The sequence below is a fragment of the Actinomadura harenae genome (assembly GCF_003696215.1).
GTDB lineage: Bacteria > Actinomycetota > Actinomycetes > Streptosporangiales > Streptosporangiaceae > Spirillospora > Spirillospora harenae.
Genome location: NZ_RFFG01000027.1, coordinates 24,469 through 43,261, shown reverse-complemented (window position 1 = coordinate 43,261; position 18,793 = coordinate 24,469). Strand labels below are relative to the sequence as shown.

Genomic DNA, 18,793 nt, shown 5'->3' with positions numbered 1-18,793 from the left:
AGGTCGAACATGGAAACCTTCACCCTGGCCGGTCTGACGGCGAAGCTCCGCGAATGCGCGGGCGAGACGGAGACGGCCGACCTCGACGGTGACATCCACGACGTCCCGTTCAGTGCCCTCGGCTACGACTCGCTGGCCCTGCTCAACACGGTGGCGAGCATCGAGCGGGAACACGGGGTCGGCCTGGACGACGACGCCGTCGCCAAGGCGGAGACGCCCCGGCAGCTGCTCGACATGATCAACGCCCGCGCCGGCCTCAGGACCTGAATCCGGGCGGCCGCGGAGTGCGGCCGCCCGCGTGGCCGCGGCGACCGGCCCAGGAGAGGACGACCGCCGCGGCCTCCCTTCCGCCCTTCCGCCCGAGCCGCCGCCGGGCGGGATTCTCGTGTGGAACCCACTACCGCCATCGCTGATCAGGCCGTGATCGAAAACGCCCCTGATTTCTTGCCCCCATCGCTTGGATGCCGCATGCTGCAAGCGTTCGGAAGTCATTTTCCACCGACTTTCTAACTATTCTTGAGCGGGCGGCAGGAGTATCTGACGACGAACACTGTTGAGCTCGACGGGTGTGAAGGGTGGTCGGATGCTGACTATCGCGCTTGTCCAACAAGGGGCTTGGGACATTCCGCTCGACTCGATGCCCCTCGCGTCGGGCTACCTGAAGGCGACGCTGGACGCCGACCAGGACATCGCGGCCGAGATCGACGTGCGGATCTGCAATTTCCGTGGTGGAACAGGGCTCACCAACATGGCCCGGGATCTGTTCTCGGAAGCCGTTCCCGACATCATCGGCTTCTCGGTCCTCGGATGGAACTACCGCAGTTTCGCCTGCCTGGCGGAGACCTTCAAGCAACTCAACCCCGCCGGGCTGGTCGTCTTCGGCGGAAACCACGTGGCGCACCAGGCGGCCCGCGTCTTCCGGGAGCACCCGCAGGTCGACGTGGTCGTCAACGGCGAGGGCGAGCACACGATGCTCGACCTCGTCCGGTACCTCCTCACCGAGAACGGCGACTTCGACCCCCACGAGGTGGCCGGAATCTCCTACAAGCGCCCGGACGGCACGGAGCACACGACGGCCGCCCGGGAACGCATAGAGAATCTCGACATCATTCCGTCGCCGTTCCTCACCGGCACTCTGCCGATGCTGGACGCCGCAGGGAACTTCCGCTACGACGTGGCGTTGATGGAGACGAACCGCGGCTGCCCCTACAAATGCTCCTTCTGTTACTGGGGTGGTGCGGTCGGGCAGCGGATGCGCTCCTTCTCCCGGGAACGGCTGGCCGAGGAGCTCGATTTCTTCGCCTTCCACGAGTCGCCGACGATCGTCCTCTGCGACTCCAACTTCGGGCTGCTCGAGCAGGATGAGGAGTTCGTCGAGGACCTGATCGAGGTGCGCAACCGCAGAGGCTACCCGCGGGCGCTGGAGACCAGCTGGGCGAAGAACAAGTCCGCCCGCTTCATGCGCATCGTCTCCCGCCTGCGGGAGAACGGGTTCAAGAGCTCGTTCACGCTGGCGCTCCAGACACTGTCGGACGAGGCGCTCACCGACATGCAGCGCAAGAACATGAAGGTCAACAAGTGGGAGGGGCTGGTGGACTGGCTCAACGACGAAGGGCTGGACTGCTACGCCGAGCTGATCTGGGGAGCCCCGGGCGAGACCCCCGAATCGTTCCTCGACGGCTATGACCGCCTCGCCTCGCGGGTTCCGCGCATCGCCGTGTACCCGCTGCTGCTGCTGCCGAACACCAACTACGTCGAACGGCGCGACCTGCACGGTTTCGTCACCGTCCGCGGCCAGGACGACGACTTCGAGTACGTCCTGGCCAACCGCGGCGCGACCATCGCCGAGAACCTGGAGATGCAGCGGTTCATCTTCTGGGCGCGGATCTTCGGCGAGAACCAGTACCTCCGGCATCTCTGGAGGCCGGCCCGCGACCTGACCGGGCTGTCCCAGTCCGAGCTCGTGCAGAGCCTGATCACCGCGGCCGACCGGTCGGCCGACGCCGAGGTCGCCGAGTTCCGCGAGCTGGCGCCCGTCATCGCCGAATCGCCGGCGGTCATCGCGGGCCTGCGCCGGCTGTACGCGCAGCCGCGGCTGGAGCGATTCGTGGCGCACTGGTGGGAGGAGTCGGTGGTGCCGCGCTTCCCCGCCGCATGGCGGAGGTTCGCGCTGGACCTCTACGACTTCGAGCGGTGGTCGAGGCCGGTGTACGTGGAGCCCGCAGGCGGTCCTCCGCCGGGCTGGCGCGAGACGACGGTCGCCGACACCGCGGGCTACGCCAGCGACCCCGTCGAGTTCTCCTACGACGTCGCCGAGATCCTCGGCCAATGGGAGAAGGCGCAGCTGACCGCGCCCTCCACGGCCGCGACCACCTATGTCTTCGAAGCCCAGTCCGGGTTCTACGAGCACATGGACAACCACGAGACCGCCGCCCACTACATGGGCACACCGCGCCGTATCGCATGACGCGGGAACCCGGAGGCCGACGGAGGCCGACGGTGGCCGGCGGTGGCCGTGGCGCAGGCCCGAGCGATGAGGAGCAGAGCCAGATGAACGCCCCCCGGTACACCGACCCGCAGATCGTCCCGCACGAGTCGGCGGCGGAGCGTGAGTCGCGGGAGAGACTCGCCGAGCTGTTGGTGAAGACCCCGATCCCGCCCGAGTACCTGATCGACAACCTGCCCGTCTACCTGCGCCGCTGCCAGCTCGGCGACCTGCTGAGCATGGACGCCCTGTACCGGGAGGTGCGCGCGGTACCCGGTGTGATCATGGAGTTCGGGGTGCTGCACGGCCGCCACCTCGCGGCGCTCACCGCACTGCGCGGCCACTACGAGCCGCAGAACCCCCTCCGCCGGATCGTCGGCTTCGACACCTTCACCGGGTTCCCCGACGTGAGCCGCGTCGACGAGGTGAGCCCGAGCGCGGTCGTCGGCCGGTTCCGCACCGCCGACGACTACCCGGACCATCTGCGCGAGGTGCTCCGCGCGCACGAACTCGGGGAACCCCACGGTCACGTGCGGCGGAGCCTGGTGGTCCAGGGCGACGTCCGCGAGACGGTGCCCCGGTACCTGGAGGAGAATCCGGAGACCGTCATCGCGATGGCCTATTTCGACATGGACCTCTACGCGCCGACCCGTGACGTCCTCCAGATCATCCGCCCGTACCTGGCCCGGGGCGCCATCGTCGCCTTCGACGAACTCGCCCATCCCAAGTGGCCGGGGGAGACCGCGGCCGTCCGCGAGGTCCTCGACCTGGGGCGGACCACCCTGCACCAGATCCCCGGTCGCGAGCCGCCGGTCATCTATCTGCGCTGGGCCGACTGACCGAACGGAGCACAACGTGTTGATCTCGGAGATGACGATCCCCGGCGCGTACCGGATCCAGCCCGAACCCCGGGCCGACTCGCGGGGGCACTTCCTCGAGTCGGTGCGCGACAGCGTCCTGCTGGCCGCCACCGGCTGGGAACTGGTGATCCGGCAGGTCAACTTCTCGGTGTCGAGGCGGAACACCCTCCGCGGCGTCCACGGCACCCGGGTCCCGCCCGGCCAGGCGAAGTTCATCACCTGCGTGCGAGGGCTCGCGCTCGACATCGCCGTCGACATCCGCGTGGGCTCGCCGACGTTCGGCCAGTACGACGTGACCTACCAGAGCCCCGAGTCCGGCACGGCCGTCTACCTCCCCGACGGGATCGGCCACGCGTTCGTCGCCCTCACCGAGGGCACGTCCATGTGCTACCTGTGCTCCACCGAGTACGTGCCGGGCACCATGATCGAGATCGACGCGCTCGACCCGGACCTCGCGCTGCCGTGGGAGCTGACCGAGCCGCCGATCCGCTCGGCCAAGGACACCACGGCTCCCACGCTGGCCGAGGCGGCGGCGGCCGGGCTCCTGCCCACCTACGAGCAGTGCCCGCCGCGCCCGCTCCAGCCCCAGAGCTCGCGGGCCGCCGGGGAGTCGTAGCCGGTCGACGGCGCACGGGCCGGGCCGGCTCCTCAGATCCACGCGTCAGGGGCGGGCCCGCCGTGGCCGACGGGCGGGAACAGCTTGCCGAGCCGGGCCGACTGCGCGTCCGACAGCGGCGTCTCGAGCGCGCGCAGAGCGCCGTCGACGTGATCGGCCGTGCGCGGGCCGATGACCGCCGACGTCACCCCGGGCCGCGAGAGCACCCACGCCATCCCCACCTCCGCCGGCGGACGCTCGAACTCGGCGCACAGCCGCTCGTACTCCGCGACGGCGTCCCGGTGGGCCTCCAACGCGACCGCCGCGCGCCCCTGCCCGGACTTCACCGCGACGCCGTCCGCGTGCTTGCGCAGCACTCCGCTCAGCAGCCCCCCGTGCAGCGGCGCCCAGACCAGCACCCCGAGGCCGTAGGCCCTCGCGGCCGGGAGCACCTCCAGCTCGGGGTGGCGTGTCACGAGGTTGTACAGGCACTGCTCCGAGGCCAGCCCGACGAAGCCCCGGCGAACCGCGGTCTCCTGGGCGGCGGCGATGTCCCAGCCCGCTGCGTTCGACGAGCCGACGTAGCGCACCTTGCCCTGCCGCACCAGGATCTCCATGGCCTCCCAGACCTCGTCCCACGCGACGCCGCGGTCGACGTTGTGGGTCTGGTAGAGGTCGATCCACTCGGTCCCCAGCCTGCGCAGCGAGGCCTCGCAGGAGGCGATGATGTTCCTGATGGACAGGCCGCCGCCGTTCGGCGTCTCGCTCATCGGGTAGCCGACCTTGGTGGCCAGGACGACGTCGTCCCGCCGCGACGGGCGGCCGAGCCACCGGCCGATGACCTCCTCGGTCCATCCCTTGTGGACGCGCCAGCCGTACATGTTCGCGGTGTCGACGAAGTTGACGCCGCGCTCCAGCCCGTGGTCCAGAAGCCGGTGCGCGGCGGGCTCGTCCACGCGGCCGCCGAAGTTCACCGTGCCCAGGCACAGCCTGCTGACCACGAGGCCGGTGCGTCCCAGCCGCACGTACAGACGATCGTCCATGGTCGGTGCCGCCCCTCCTGGTCGCGCGACTCGCCGGAAGGCGAGCCCGTCGTCTCGGCGCCCGCGGGTCGACACGGGCGGAACGCCGACATACTCCGCAGAATGAGCCGAGGATCGCTCGAGCCGGAAGGCCCAAGCCGGTGGGCGGGTGCTGACTCGACCACGGTCGGGACGACGAGAGCGGCGCCTACCCGCACAGCGATGAGCAGCTCCGCGCATGGCTCGCGGAGCTGAGGAATCGCCGGACGACCTGACCCGGCCGGGCCGTCATCGCGTGAGCGGTGCGCGGGACATGCCCTGGGCGGACGGCGGCGTCGGGGTCATCGGCCGAGGGCGGTGTCGAGGGTCGCGGCCCACTGGTGGAGCAGGCGGGTGCGGCGGGACGAGTCGTCGGTGAGCAGGTCGGCGAGGCCGAGGCCGCGGACGAGGTCGAGGGTGGCCTGCACGGTCTCCCGGACGCCGGGCGTCGACTCGTCCGCGCCGAGGGCGTCGACGGTCAGCCGGTGCGCCTCGCGGCCGAAGCGGGCCTCCAGCGGGACGACCTGGGCGCGCAGCTGCTCGTCCGAACTCGCGGCGACCCACAGTTGCAGGGCGGCCTTGAACAGCGGGCTGGAGTACATCTCGCCGAGGAGGGTGACCACCTCCAGGGTGTCGGGGCGGCGGCCGGCGAGCTCGTCGAGGCGGGCGCGCATCCGGTGCAGGCGGACCTCGGTGCCGTACTCGACGGCGGCGGTGACCAGCTCCTCCCGGGTGCGGAAGTGGTGCTGGGCCGCGCCGCGCGACACCCCGGCGCGTTCGGCGACGACGGTCACGGTCGTCCCGGCCCAGCCGACCGAGGCCAGGCAGTCGACGGCGGCCTCCAGCAGCCGTCGCCGGGTGGCGCGGCTGCGGTCCTGCCGGGGTTCGCGGGGGACGGCCTGGGCGGTCATGGTCTCCTTCGGGTCCGGCGGGCGTCGGCGCGTGCCGTGGTGGAACCGTATCCGCACCACGCGAGCCCGGCACGAAAAACAATCATGCGCGATTGATTTTATCGTGCCGGGCTGGCAGGGTGCGGGACATGAGTCGACCGCTGCGCGTCGGGAACGCCTCGGGCTTCTACGGCGACCGGTTCAGCGCCGTCCGGGAGATGCTGGAGGACGGTCCGCTGGACGTGCTCACCGGGGACTACCTCGCCGAGCTGACCATGCTGATCCTCGGCCGTTCGAAGCTGAAGGATCCGGGCGGCGGGTACGCCGGGACGTTCCTGCGGCAGATGGAGGACGCGCTCGGGCTCGCGGTCGAGCGCGGCGTGAAGATCGTGACGAACGCGGGCGGGCTGAACCCGCGCGGGCTGGCCGAGAGGCTCGGTGAGCTGGCCGGGCGGCTCGGGCTGGACGTGAAGGTCGGCCACGTCCACGGGGACGATCTGCTTCCGCGCGCGCAGGAGCTCGGCCTGCGGGACGAGCGGTACGGGCAGCCCCTGACGGCCAACGCCTATCTGGGCGCGTGGGGGATCGCGGAGTGCCTGAAGGCGGGCGCGGACGTCGTGGTGACCGGGCGGGTCACGGACGCCTCGCTCGTGGTCGGGCCGTCCGCGGCGCACTTCGGGTGGGCGCGCGACGACTGGGACGCGCTCGCGGGCGCGACGGCGGCCGGGCATGTCCTGGAGTGCGGGACGCAGGCCACGGGCGGGAACTTCGCCTTCTTCCAGGAAATCTACAAAAAGGCCGGTGCCGGTGGGGTGCGTCCGGCGGGGTTCCCGCTGGCCGAGATCCACGCCGACGGGTCGAGCGTCATCACCAAGCACGACGGGACGGGCGGGGCCGTGACGGTCGAGACCGTCACGGCGCAGCTGCTGTACGAGATCGGCGCGCCCGCCTACGCGGGGCCCGACGTGATCACGCACTTCGACACCGTCGAGCTCGCCGAGGACGGACCCGACCGCGTCCGGATCAGTGGGGTGCGGGGCTCGCCGCCGCCCGCGACCACGAAGGTGTGCCTCAACCACCTGGGCGGGCACCGCAACGAGATGACGTTCGTCCTGACCGGCCTGGACATCGAGGCCAAGGCCGCCCTCGTGCGCGCGCAGATGGACGCGGCGATGGGCGAGGACCGGCCGGGGCGCGTCGAGTGGACGACGATCGGCGCGGCCAAGCCCGACCCGCAGACCCAGGGGGAGGCGACGGCGCTGCTCCGGTGCGCCGTCCTGGACGCGGATCCGGAGAAGGTCGGGCGGGCCTTCAGCAACGCGGCCGTCGAGCTGGCCCTGGCCGGGTACCCCGGGTTCACGATGACGTCTCCGCCGGGGAAGGGGAGCCCGTTCGGGGTGTACCGTCCGGCCTTCGTGGCGAACGAGCAGGTCGAGCACCTGGCCGTGCGTCCGGACGGCACCGAGATCGTGATTCCGGCGCCGGCGCGGGATGAGGGAACGGGGCCCCTGCATTCCCCGCCCTCCGCCGTCCAGGCGCCCCTTGCGCAGGTGGAGGACGGCAAGAGGGTGCCGCTCGGGGACGTGGCCGGGGCGCGCAGCGGTGACAAGGGCGGGGACGCCAACATCGGTGTCTGGGCCCGTACGGACGCGCAGTTCGCCTGGCTCCGCGGATACCTCACCGAAGCGCGCCTGCGCGAGCTGCTGCCCGAGACCGAGAAGCATCGCGTCGTCCGCTATGAGCTGCCGAACCTGCGGGCGGTGAACTTCGTGATCGAAGGGCTGCTCCAGGACGGCGTGTCCGCCTCGACCCGGTTCGACCCGCAGGGCAAGGCCCTCGGGGAGTGGCTGCGGTCCCGTTCCGTCATCGTTCCGGAGGTCGTCCTTTGACCCTCAGAAGCACGCTGGACACCGCCGGCCCCGAGTACCGGGAGCGCAGGGCGGCGATGCTCGGCAAGCTGGCCGAGCTGGACGCCGAGCATGCCAAGGCATTGGCGGGCGGCGGCGACAAGTACGTGCAGCGGCACCGCAAGCGCGGGAAGCTGCTCGCGCGGGAGCGGATCGAGTTGCTCCTCGACCCCGACTCGCCGTTCCTGGAGCTGAGTCCGCTCGCCGCGTGGGGGAGTGACTTCCCGGTCGGCGCGTCCGTGGTGACGGGCATCGGCGTCGTGGAGGGTGTCGAGTGCCTGATCGTGGCGAACGATCCGACGGTGCGCGGCGGGTCCAGTAATCCGTGGACGGTGAAGAAGAGCTTCCGGGCGTCGGACATCGCGCTGGAGAACCGGCTGCCGGTGATCAACCTGGTCGAGTCCGGGGGTGCGGACCTTCCGACGCAGAAGGAGATCTTCATTCCGGGTGGGCGGATGTTCCGTGACCTGACCCGGTTGTCGGCCGCGGGGATCCCGACGATCGCGCTGGTGTTCGGGAACTCCACGGCGGGCGGTGCGTACATCCCGGGCATGTGCGACTACACGGTCATGGTCAAGGAGCGCGCGAAGGTGTTCCTCGGCGGGCCGCCGCTGGTGAAGATGGCGACCGGTGAGGAGTCCGACGACGAGTCGCTCGGCGGTGCGGAGATGCACGCGCGGACGTCCGGTCTGGCCGACTACATGGCCGTGGACGAGCATGACGCGCTGCGCCTGGGGCGGCGGATCGTGAAGCGGCTCAACCATCGCAAGCTCGGTCCGGCGCCGTCCGCCCCGGTGCGGGAGCCGTTGTACGACGCGGAGGAGCTCGCGGGGATCGTCCCGGAGGATCTGAAGGTTCCCTTCGATCCGCGTGAGGTGATCGCGCGGATCGTGGACGGCTCGGAGTTCGACGAGTTCAAGCCCCTGTACGGGACGAGCCTGGTCACCGGGTGGGCGACGCTGCACGGGTATCCGATCGGGATCCTCGCGAACGCGCAGGGCGTGTTGTTCGGCGCGGAGGCGCAGAAGGCGGCGCAGTTCATCCAGCTGGCGAACCAGGCGGACACGCCGCTGTTGTTCCTGCACAACACGACCGGCTACATGGTCGGCGCGGAGTACGAGCAGGCGGGGATCATCAAGCACGGCGCGTTGATGATCAACGCGGTGGCGAACTCGAAGGTGCCGCATCTGACGGTCGTGATGGGCGCGTCGTACGGGGCCGGGAACTACGGCATGTGCGGGCGGGCGTACGACCCGCGGTTCCTGTTCACCTGGCCGAGCGCGAAGTCGGCGGTGATGGGGCCGCAGCAGCTCGCGGGGGTCCTGTCGATCGTCGCGCGGGCCGCCGCCGAGGCGCGCGGTCAGGTCTACGACGAGGCGGGGGACCGGGCGATGCGGGAGCTGGTCGAGGCGCAGATCGAGGCCGAGTCGCTGCCGTTCTTTCTGTCGGGGCGGTTGTACGACGACGGGGTCATCGACCCGCGTGACACCCGCACCGTCCTCGGCCTGTGCCTGTCGGTGGTCCACAACGCCCCCGTGCGCGGCGCGGACGGCTACGGCGTCTTCCGGATGTGATGATGATCGAGAAACTGCTGGTCGCCAATCGCGGCGAGATCGCCCGCCGTGTCTTCCGCACCTGTCGTGACCTGGGTGTCGCGACGGTGGCGGTGTTCTCCGACGCCGATTCCGGTGCTCCGCACGTCCGGGAGGCCGATGTGGCCGTCCGGCTGCCGGGGGACGCGCCGTCCGGTACCTATCTGCGCGCTGAGAGGATCATCGAGGCGGCGCAGGCGGCGGGCGCGGACGCCGTCCATCCGGGTTACGGGTTCCTGTCGGAGAACGCGGACTTCGCGCGGGCCGTCCTGGAGGCGGGGCTGACGTGGGTCGGGCCGCCGCCGGCCGCGGTGGCGGCGATGGGGTTGAAGATCGAGGCGAAGCGGCTGATGGCGGCGGCGGGGGTTCCGGTGCTGCCGGAGCTGGATCCCGCCGCGGTGACGGCGGGGGACCTGCCGATCCTGGTGAAGGCGTCGGCGGGCGGCGGCGGTCGCGGGATGCGGGTCGTCCGGGATCTGGCCGAGCTGGACGAGCAGGTCGCGGCGGCCGGGCGTGAGGCGGCGTCGGCGTTCGGTGATCCGGCGGTGTTCTGTGAGCCGCTGCTGGAGCGGGCGCGGCATATCGAGGTGCAGATCCTCGCGGACGCGCACGGGACGGTGTGGGCGCTGGGGGAGCGGGAGTGCTCGATCCAGCGCCGGCATCAGAAGATCGTCGAGGAGGCGCCGTCGCCGGTGGTGTCGGCCGCGTTGCGCGCCGAGTTGTGCGCGGCGGCGGTGAACGCGGCGAAGGCGATCGAGTACGCGGGGGCGGGCACGGTCGAGTTCATGCTCGCGCCGGACGGCCGGTTCTTCTTCCTTGAGGTCAACACGCGGTTGCAGGTCGAGCATCCGGTGACCGAGTGCGTGTACGGGCTGGATCTGGTCCGGTTGCAGTTGGAGGTCGCCGAGGGGGCGCGGCTGCCGGAGGGGCCGCCGGTGCCGCGCGGGCATGCGATCGAGGTCCGGCTGTATGCGGAGGATCCGGCGTTGGACTGGCGTCCGGCGAGCGGTGTCCTGCATTCCTTCGAGGTCCCTGATGTGGACGCGTGGTTCGCCGTCCCTGCGGGCGGCGGGTTGCGGCTGGACGCCGGGTATGAGTCGGGTGGCGAGGTCGGCGTCCACTATGACCCGATGCTCGCGAAGTTGATCGCGTACGCGCCGACCCGTGCGGCGGCCGCGCGCAGGCTTCGCGGGGCGCTGTCGGCGGCGCGCCTGCACGGGGTGACGACGAACCGGGACCTGCTGGTCCGGGTGCTCGGTGAGAAGGCGTTCCTCGCCGGGGACACCCACACCGGCTACCTGGAGGAGGTCGGCCTGGCGGCGCTCGCCGAGCCGCTCGCGGACGAGCGTGCCGTGCGGTTGTCCGCGTTGGCGGCCGCGCTCGCCGACGCCGCCGCGAACCGTGCGGGTGCCCGGGTCCTGGGCGGGCTGCCGTCGGGGTGGCGGAACGTCCCGTCGCAGCCGCAGCGCAAGGTGTTCGACGGCGGGATCGAGGTCGAGTACCGGCTCACGCGCGACGGCCTGCTCTTCGAGGACGGCCTGGTCGGGGACGGTGTGGCCCTGGTGGAGCAGGTGCCCGGGCGGGTCGTCCTGGACGTCGGGGGCGTCCGGCACGCGTTCGCCGTCCACGTGGCGGGCGGGCGGGTGTTCGTGGACTCCGCGCTCGGCCCGGTCGCGCTGACCCCCGAGCCGCGCTTCGCCGACCCGAGTGCCCTGGTCGCGCCCGGTTCGCTGCTGGCGCCCATGCCCGGCACGGTCGTCCGCGTGGAGGTCGGGGAGGGCGCGGACGTCGCGGACGGGCAGACGCTGCTCATTCTCGAGGCGATGAAGATGGAGCACCGCATCGCCGCGCCCGCCGCCGGGACCGTGACCGCTCTCAACGTGACGCGAGGACAGCAGGTCGAGGCCGGATCGGTCCTCGCCGTGATCTCTGAAGGGACCCCCCACCAGTGAGCTTCATCGAGTCGGAGGAGCGGCGCGCGCTGCGCGCGGCGGTCGCCGAGCTGGGCGCGAAGTACGGTCCGGACTACTACGTCCGCAAGGCCAAGGCGGGTGAGAAGACCGACGAGTTGTGGGCCGAGGCCGGGCGGCTGGGCTACCTCGGTGTGAACGTGCCGGAGGAGTACGGCGGCGGGGGCGGCGGCATCGGCGACCTGGCGGCCGTGTGCGAGGAGCTCTCCGCGGCCGGGTGTCCGCTGCTGCTCATGGTGGTGTCCCCGGCGATCTGCGCCACGATCATCGCCCGGTCCGGCACCGAGGGGCAGAAGAAGCACTGGCTTCCGCGGTTCGCCGACGGTTCGGTGAAGATGGCGTTCGCGATCACCGAGCCGGACGCCGGGTCGAACTCGCACCGGATCACGACCACGGCGCGCCGTGACGGCGACGGCTGGGTCCTGTCGGGGCAGAAGACGTTCATCTCGGGTGTGGACGAGGCCGACGCCGTCCTGTTCGTCAGCCGTACCGAGGACCAGAAGGGCAACCTGCGGCCGTCGCTGTTCATCGTCCCGACCGACGTGCCCGGTTTCACCTTCACCCCGATCGAGATGGAGATCATCTCGCCGGAGAAGCAGTTCATCTGCCACCTGGACGACGTCCGGCTGCCCTACGAGGCGCTCGTCGGCGACGAGGACGGCGGGCTGCTCCAGTTGTTCGCCGGGCTGAACCCCGAGCGGATCATGGCGTCCGCGATGGGCGCGGGCATCGGCCGGCTCGCCCTCGGGAAGGCCGTGACGTACGCCAGGGAACGGCAGGTGTTCAAGACGCCGATCGGCGCGCACCAGGGTCTCGCGCACCCGCTCGCGCAGGCGAAGGTCGAGTTGGAGCTCGCCCGGCTCATGGCGCAGAAGGCCGCCTGGCTGTACGACGAGGGTGACGACATGGGCGCGGGCGAAGCCGCGAACATGGCCAAGTACGCCACCGCCGAGGCCGCCGTCCACTGTGTGGACACGGCCATCCAGACGCACGGCGGCAACGGCCTCACCTCCGAGTACGGCGTCGGGATGCTCGCCGGGGTCGTCCGGCTGATGCGCATCGCCCCGGTCAGCCGCGAGATGATCCTCAACTTCGTCGCGCAGCACTCCCTGGGCCTGCCCAAGTCGTACTGACCGGGTTATCCGGCCACGGACTCGGCGGCGGAGGTGCCCGGTCCGGGGCCCGGGCGGAGGGCGTCCAGCAGCGCGCGCATGTCGTTGAGAGCGGCGCGCGCGTGTTCGGCGACCTCGACGAGCGCGGCGGACCGGTCGGCGCGCGGGTCGGCGAGCGCGTCCTCGGCCACCCGGACGAACCGGGCGGTCCGGTCCAGGACGGTGCCGCGGAGCCCCTGGGTGACGCGGTGCCGTTCGGCCGTGACGGCGACGCCCGCGCGGGCGGCCATGGTCTCCAGTGCCGCGTTCTCCCAGCGGTGCCCGCGCGTCACGACCGCTTTGCCGACGATCCAGGCGGGCAGGAAGAACGCCAGCCCGAGGAGGTAGCCGGTGATGAGGCCGGCCGGCAGCGCCGGGGTCCCCTTGAGGCGCGCGGCGCCGGCCCCGATCGTCGCGGCCCAGGCGAGCGCCGCGACGAACGGCGCGGGCCAGGTCGGGACGCCGCGCCGCGCGTAGGCGGCGACCGCGTACACGGCGCCGATCAGGGTCGTTCCGCCGACGATGAGCAGGCCCGTCATGGCGGCCCGGGTCGTCCCGGCGGTGCAGGACCAGAGGACGTCGAATCCGGTCGTCCAGGCGAGGACGGCGTAGGGCGTGTAGCGCCGCCACCACAGCGGCACGGCCCGCAGCAGGAACGCGACCAGCAGCAGCGCGCCGGACCAGAATCCCCAGCCGGGCAGTACGGGCTCGGGTGGGACGAACGCGATCAGTGCGGGCAGCAGCACCGACTGGGCGACCAGGATGCCGTCGACGACGTCGGGCCAGCCGTGGCGGCGGCCGTCCGGGGCGCCCGTGGGCAGGACGGCCCGGACGCGCCAGCCGCCGTCGTCGGCCGGGCCGGCCTCGAGTGTGCCGCCGAGCGTCGTGGCGCGGGACCGCATTCCGGCGATGCCGCGGCCCGTCCCGAGCTGCGGCACGTATCCCTCGACCTGCGGGACGCCGTTGTGGACCTCGACCTCCACCCCGCCCGCCACGTACCGGACGGTGACGTCCACGGCCGCGCCCGAGGCGTACCGCATGGCGTTGGTCAGTGACTCTTGGACGACCCGGTAGGCCGCCGTGACCACCGGCGGCGGCAGCCGGCGTGCCCGGCCCTCGACGTCCAGGGTGACGGGCGTCCCGAGGCGCCGGATCCCTTCGCACAGGGGCGGGAGCAGCGCGGGCAGGCCCTCGCCCGTCCGCTCGTCGGGTTCGACCTCGTCCACCAGGCGGACCAGGGCCGCCAGGACGTCGCGTCCGGTGTCGGCGGCGGTCTCCAGTGCCCGGACGGCCAGCGCCGGGTCGGGGATGGACGCGACCGCTCCGCTGTGCACGATCACCGCGCTGAGGTGGTGGCCCGCCACGTCGTGCAGGTCGCGGGCCAGGCGTTCGCGTTCGGCGGCCGCCGCGGCGTGGTGTTCGTGCTCGGCCGCCTCGAGCTGTTCGGCGAGCTCGGCGCGCCGGGCCCGGCGCTGCCGTCGCAGCTGCCCGAGCGCGGTGAGGGCCAGGAGCAGCAGGGCGTCGACCGAGACGTCGAGCGTCCAGTCGCCGACGCCGTCGGCCCGCAGCGCGGTCGCCGTCTCGTGGACGACGAACGCGGCGGCGCATCCGGCGATGGCGCGCCACCGCCCGCTGTGCGCGGCGAGGGAGAACACCGCCACCCACAGGGCGAGGTCGGTGGCGGGCACCTCCTGGGCGTGGATCAGGAGCAGGCCGGCGTTGCCGCCGAGGACGACCGTCATGATCACGGCCATCGGCCGGACGCGCCGGAACACCAGGACGCCGTCCAGGACCAGGACCAGGACGACCAGGGCGATCCATCCGCCCCGGTCGCGGGGCACCAGGAAGGTGTCCGACAGCGACATGAGCGCGGCGAGGCCGAGCTGGGGCGGGACGAGGAGCAGCGGCACCCCGAAGTCGGCGAGGCGCGGCCACCCCCGTGCGCCGCTCCCCGCCTCCCCGCCCGGCGTTCCCCCGCCTGGTGTGATATTCCCCCGAATCGTCACGGATCGACCCTAGCGTTCGCCGCCGGGAGCTTGGACCGCCGGAACGGTTCCGGTCAGGTGATACTCGCGATCTGATCGGCCAGGGAGGTGGCCGCGCCCAGCCGGTTGTCGATCTCCTCGTGCGGCACCGGCGGCGGTTCCTCCGGGAGCATCCGCGTGGCGAACGCGTCGAACGCGGCCAGTTTCCCGGCGTCCCGTTCCAGTCCGCGCGCCTCCAGGCGGTGGCGCAAAGTCGCCGGATCCGACCTGATCCACACCAGCCGGACGGGCGGCCCGCCCAGCTCGCCCACCCACTGCGCCCACCGTTCCGGCGAGCGGATCTGGCCGGTGAACGGGCCGCTGAGCAGGACCGGGCAGCCGTGCGAGCGGATCTCCCGCGCCGTCGCCGTCAGGCCCTGGTACTCGTGCGCCTTCACGTGCTCGTCGTACCAGGGGCCCTCGCGCTCACCCGGATCGCGGCCCGCGACGTCCAGCGTGGCGGCGACGAACGGGCCGTAGAGCGTGTCCTTGTCCAGCAGGGCCGGGACGGGACGCAGCCGGGCGAGCAGCAGGTCCGCGACCGTGCTCTTGCCCCCGCCGGGCGGCCCCGCCACCACCCACACCGTCGCCGGACCGCCCGCACCATCCGGAGAGCCCGGACCGCCCGGACCGCCCGGAGAGTCCGGGGCGCCGGTCATGCCGGGAGGCGGAGGTGCTCGCGGGCCAGCCGGACGATCGCGTCCTCGTCGATCACGTGGCCCAGGCCCGGCTGGGTGAGCGGCACCCCGACCACCCCGCCGGACGACCGGACCGGCGGCGTCACGAACACCGGGCCGCCCGCCGGATCGGTCACCTCGCTCGGCAGCGTCACGCCCGGCAGGGACGCCAGCGCCACCGCGGCGGCCTGCCCGATCCCGAACGCGCCCGCCCCCGTGCACCACACGTCCCAGCCCGCCGCGTACGCGTGGTCGTGCGCCGCGCGCGCCGCCGTCAGCCCGCCGAACCGGCCGATCCGCAGGTTCAGGGCCCGGCCCGCGCCGAGCTCGATCGCGGCGGCCAGGGTGTCCAGATCGCCGATCTCCGGCGCGACCGCCGCCTCCACCCGGCCCTGGAGCCGGGCGTGCGCGGGCAGGTCGTCCACCGGGAACGGCCGCTCGACCGCCGTCACGTCGTAGCCGTCGAGGGCGGCGAGCGCGTCCAGGTGCTCGGGCGCCTCGGTGTAGCCGTGCCGTCCGTCCGCGACCAGCGCCAGCGCCGGGTACGCGGCCCGGACCTCCCGGATCGGCTCCACGTCCCAGCCCGGCCGGATCTCCACCGTCACCCGCGTGTGGCCCGCGCCGATCGCCCGGTTCACCCGCGACACCACCGTGTCCAGCACCGGCTCGGGTGAGATCCGCGCCGCGGTCACGATCGAGGTGCGGGTGCCGCCGAGCGCGTGGGAGAGGGGTTCGCCCCGGCCCCGGCACCACAGGTCCCAGCAGGCGGTGTCCACGGCGGCCGCGGCGCCGCTGGTGCCGAGCTCGGCGACCGCCGAGACGTCCTCCGGGCGCTCCCACGGCAGCCCGATCAGCCCCGGCGCCATCCGCTCGGCGATGTCCGCCCACGCCGGGCCCGCGCCCGCCGTCTCCTCGGGCACCGCGACCTCGCCCCAGCCCACCGTGCCGTCCGCGCCGGTCAGCCGGACGAGGATGCTCTCCGGCCGCCGGGCCCGCGGCATCGCGACCCGGAAGGTCTCACAGCCCTCGATCTGCGGCACCCGCACCCGTCCTCACGCTCGTCGAACCGTCCCCACCATGATCCACCCTGCCGGGGGCGCGGCGGTCACCGGCCGCCCGGCGGCCACCGGAACACCGCACGCAGCACCCACCGGAACACCGCACGCGGCGCCTTCCGGAACACCGGACGCAGCGCCTTCCGGAACACCGGACGTGGTGGACGCCGCACGTACCCGCCGTCCGCGAGCCCCGCCAGCCGCTCGAACGGGTTGTAGCTCGCCGGATCCCCGCACAGGACGAGCGAGACGCCCGCGCACGCCAGGTACGGCGCCAGCATCAGCGGGCCCAGGCACCAGGCGTACTGCGTCGCGTGCCGCGCCTCGTGCGCCAGCAGCGCGGGGTCGCCGGTCAGTTCCGTCACGTCCTCGCGGGTCATGATCACGTTGCCCATCGTGAACGCGGCCGCCACCGGCAGCGGCAGCCGGTACCCGCCCGCCAGCAGCAGCCCCTCCGGGCCCCGCGCCGGTGTCGCGCGGGGCCGGGTGCCGACCCGGGCCAGGAGCAGCCCGAGCGGCGTCGACAGGTTCACGCCGTTCACGACCCGCCGGAGGCGGTGCACCGCCCTCACACCCGCAGTGTTCCCCAGGATCAGGACGGGCAGAGCGAGTCGAGCGAGATCGGTTTGGTCTTGTCCTGGCCGGAGGCGCCCGAACCGGTCGCGCCGGGCGAGGCGTCCCCGGACGGCGAGTCCGAAGGCGTCCCGGAAGGGGAACCGGACCGGGACCCGGAGGGCGACCCCGACGGCCCGCCGGACGACGGCGTCCCCGACGGGGCCGCGGCCCCGGACGGCGAGGCCGAACCCGACGGCGAGGGGGACCCCGAGGCGGTGGGGGACGGCGACGGGCTCATCGCCTTGGCCGCCAGGCGCCGGATCAGCGCGAAGTCCGGGTTCCCGGTGTAGATCAGCGGCGGGACGAACGCCAGCGTGCTGATCTGCGCGCCGTCCTTGACCTTCTCCGAGAGCTTCACCAGCGACGGCAGCAGCTCCTGCGGGATGTCGGTGGAGATCGCCCGCTTGGTCGCCGCCGCGAGCTTGTCGAACCGGGTCAGGACGGTCGTGGGGTCGGCCTGCCGGGCGATCGACCGCAGCAGGCACTTCTGCCGGCCCATGCGGGCGTAGTCGTCGCTGTCGTTGCGGGAGCGCCCGTACCAGAGGGCCTCCTTGCCGTGCAGGGTGCGCTCGCCGGGCTGGAGCACCCCGCCGTCCCGGCCGTAGGGGATCGGCTCGGTGATCTTGACCTTGACGCCGCCCATCGCGTCCACGATGTCGGCGAAGCCGAACATGTCGACCATGATGTAGTAGTCGATGTGCTGGCGGAGGATGCCCTCGATGGTCTGCTTCAGCAGCGTCGGGCCGCGGTGGTTCTTGGCCACCCCCGGCACCATGTCCGGGTGGTCCTCGGCGTACTGGAAGACCTCGTTGAGCAGGCCGGGGGTCAGCGGGCCGTCCCCGGTGAAGCCGTCGGGGAAGCGGTCGCGGGCCGGGCCGGGCGGCATCTGGAAGTGCTCCAGGTTCCGCGGGACGCCCAGCAGGACGGTCTCGCCCGTGCGGGTGTCGACGCTCGCGACCGTCATCGAGTCGGTGCGGGTGCCCTCGCGGTCGTAGGCCGAGTCGCTGCCGAGCAGGAGCACGTTCACCCGGGACTGCCCGTTCCAGGGGTCCTTGGTGTCGATCTGCTTGGTGCCGTTGGTGCCGCCCTCGTGGAAGATGCTGGTGAGGGTGGTGCGCGCGACGTAGGTGGTGCGCGCGGCCCAGGAGACCGGGACGGCCACGCCGAGGCACAGCGCCGCGACGACGAGCCCGCCGACCGCCTGCATCGGGATCGACTGCCCGCTCGGACGGGTGATCTGGTACGAGCGGATGATCACGCACAGCCAGGCCAGGCCGACCAGGACCATGCCGCCCGCGGCGGCCTGGAGCAGGTCCGGCCGGACGGCCAGGTGCAGCAGGTCCGGCCGGTAGATCAGGTACCAGGCGGTGAGCGCGGCCAGCAGGGCCACGAACACCACGACCAGCGCGGTGCCGAGCTTGCGGCGTCCCGTGCAGAGGTGCGCCACGCCCCAGACCAGGGTCGAGGCCAGGGTGAGCCCCAGTGCGCGGGGGAGTCCGCCTTCGGAGCCGGAACGTTCCGCCGCCTCGCCGGACGCCGGTTCGGACGCCGACCCGGCCTCCGGTTCCGCGCCCGGCTCCGTGGTCCGGCGGCGCCGCCGCGCCGGTCGACTCGTCATGGACGCTCCACTTCCCTACGCGCTCTCAATTCAGGCACCGAACTACATTCAGGACGCGCAAAACCGGGCAGAGGTTGCGGGAGTAGTCGTCCGAATACGAGCAGTACTTCGTTACGTGCAACTCTTGCCTACAATAGGCACTTTGCGCCCGCCACGCGTGGCCGACCACGAGGTCGTGCCCGAATTTTGATCATGTGCCTGCCTGTGCCTGCCCTCCGGAGACCGGAGATCTCCGTCCCCGATGGGAAAGGTTGCAGCTCAGCCCGCACGGCCCGGCGCATCGGCCCCGGCGT

General features: G+C 72.3%; 15 protein-coding genes. 8 read left to right on the top strand and 7 right to left on the bottom strand.

All coding sequences use genetic code 11. The annotated features are described in order from the left end of the window. Positions 1 to 9 precede the first annotated feature (9 nt). The 4 genes from EBO15_RS17105 (at position 10) to EBO15_RS17090 (ending at position 3,961) form a co-directional block, all read left to right on the top strand. Complete coding sequence (locus EBO15_RS17105; protein ID WP_122195389.1) at positions 10 to 267, top strand: acyl carrier protein; 258 nt, start codon at positions 10 to 12, stop codon at positions 265 to 267. Between the two features lie 316 nt (positions 268 to 583). Further along, positions 584 to 2,467, top strand: a complete 1,884-nt coding sequence (locus EBO15_RS17100; protein ID WP_122195388.1) for a KedN5 family methylcobalamin-dependent radical SAM C-methyltransferase — start codon at positions 584 to 586, stop codon at positions 2,465 to 2,467. A gap of 83 nt (positions 2,468 to 2,550) precedes the next feature. Next, positions 2,551 to 3,324, top strand: coding sequence for a class I SAM-dependent methyltransferase (locus EBO15_RS17095; RefSeq protein WP_122195387.1), 774 nt, complete (start codon positions 2,551 to 2,553; stop codon positions 3,322 to 3,324). Positions 3,325 to 3,340: 16 nt separating this feature from the next. Then, positions 3,341 to 3,961: a dTDP-4-dehydrorhamnose 3,5-epimerase family protein gene (locus tag EBO15_RS17090; RefSeq protein WP_122195386.1), complete on the top strand. Its 621-nt coding sequence runs from the start codon at positions 3,341 to 3,343 to the stop codon at positions 3,959 to 3,961. Positions 3,962 to 3,993: 32 nt separating this feature from the next. On the opposite strand, the gene EBO15_RS17085 is transcribed toward EBO15_RS17090, so the two are convergent. Both EBO15_RS17085 and EBO15_RS17080 read right to left on the bottom strand, forming a co-directional pair. After that, positions 3,994 to 4,983, bottom strand: a complete 990-nt coding sequence (locus tag EBO15_RS17085) for an aldo/keto reductase (protein WP_122195385.1) — start codon at positions 4,981 to 4,983, stop codon at positions 3,994 to 3,996. 320 nt (positions 4,984 to 5,303) lie between these two features. Then, complete coding sequence (locus tag EBO15_RS17080) at positions 5,304 to 5,912, bottom strand: TetR/AcrR family transcriptional regulator (protein ID WP_122195384.1); 609 nt, start codon at positions 5,910 to 5,912, stop codon at positions 5,304 to 5,306. Between the two features lie 128 nt (positions 5,913 to 6,040). On the opposite strand from EBO15_RS17080, the gene EBO15_RS17075 reads away from it, so the two are divergent. Genes EBO15_RS17075 through EBO15_RS17060 form a run of 4 tightly spaced genes read left to right on the top strand, consistent with a single transcriptional unit; the run spans position 6,041 to position 12,493 of the window. Then, positions 6,041 to 7,780, top strand: a complete 1,740-nt coding sequence (locus EBO15_RS17075) for an acyclic terpene utilization AtuA family protein (protein ID WP_122195383.1) — start codon at positions 6,041 to 6,043, stop codon at positions 7,778 to 7,780. Positions 7,781 to 7,836: 56 nt separating this feature from the next. Beyond that, complete coding sequence (locus tag EBO15_RS17070) at positions 7,837 to 9,372, top strand: acyl-CoA carboxylase subunit beta (protein WP_122195431.1); 1,536 nt, start codon at positions 7,837 to 7,839, stop codon at positions 9,370 to 9,372. Between the two features lie 2 nt (positions 9,373 to 9,374). Then, entirely contained in the window at positions 9,375 to 11,342 is a 1,968-nt protein-coding gene (locus EBO15_RS17065; protein ID WP_122195382.1) for an acetyl/propionyl/methylcrotonyl-CoA carboxylase subunit alpha, read from the top strand. Then, entirely contained in the window at positions 11,339 to 12,493 is a 1,155-nt protein-coding gene (locus tag EBO15_RS17060) for an acyl-CoA dehydrogenase family protein (protein WP_122195381.1), read from the top strand. The genes EBO15_RS17065 and EBO15_RS17060 overlap by 4 nt, the downstream gene beginning before the upstream one ends. A 5-nt stretch (positions 12,494 to 12,498) precedes the next feature. On the opposite strand, the gene EBO15_RS17055 is transcribed toward EBO15_RS17060, so the two are convergent. From EBO15_RS17055 to EBO15_RS17035, 5 genes are all read right to left on the bottom strand, one after another. Next, positions 12,499 to 14,517: a sensor histidine kinase gene (locus tag EBO15_RS17055; protein WP_147481527.1), complete on the bottom strand. Its 2,019-nt coding sequence runs from the start codon at positions 14,515 to 14,517 to the stop codon at positions 12,499 to 12,501. Between the two features lie 53 nt (positions 14,518 to 14,570). Beyond that, the gene (locus tag EBO15_RS17050) at positions 14,571 to 15,110 is read right to left on the bottom strand and encodes an AAA family ATPase (protein ID WP_233616253.1); all 540 of its coding nucleotides are present in this window, start codon (positions 15,108 to 15,110) and stop codon (positions 14,571 to 14,573) included. An 80-nt stretch (positions 15,111 to 15,190) separates the two neighbouring features. Beyond that, positions 15,191 to 16,252: an enolase C-terminal domain-like protein gene (locus EBO15_RS17045; RefSeq protein ID WP_122195378.1), complete on the bottom strand. Its 1,062-nt coding sequence runs from the start codon at positions 16,250 to 16,252 to the stop codon at positions 15,191 to 15,193. Between the two features lie 65 nt (positions 16,253 to 16,317). Beyond that, complete coding sequence (locus tag EBO15_RS17040; protein ID WP_199744598.1) at positions 16,318 to 16,839, bottom strand: hypothetical protein; 522 nt, start codon at positions 16,837 to 16,839, stop codon at positions 16,318 to 16,320. Positions 16,840 to 16,859: 20 nt separating this feature from the next. Beyond that, positions 16,860 to 18,500: an LCP family protein gene (locus EBO15_RS17035; RefSeq protein WP_122195377.1), complete on the bottom strand. Its 1,641-nt coding sequence runs from the start codon at positions 18,498 to 18,500 to the stop codon at positions 16,860 to 16,862. Positions 18,501 to 18,793: the final 293 nt, after the last annotated feature.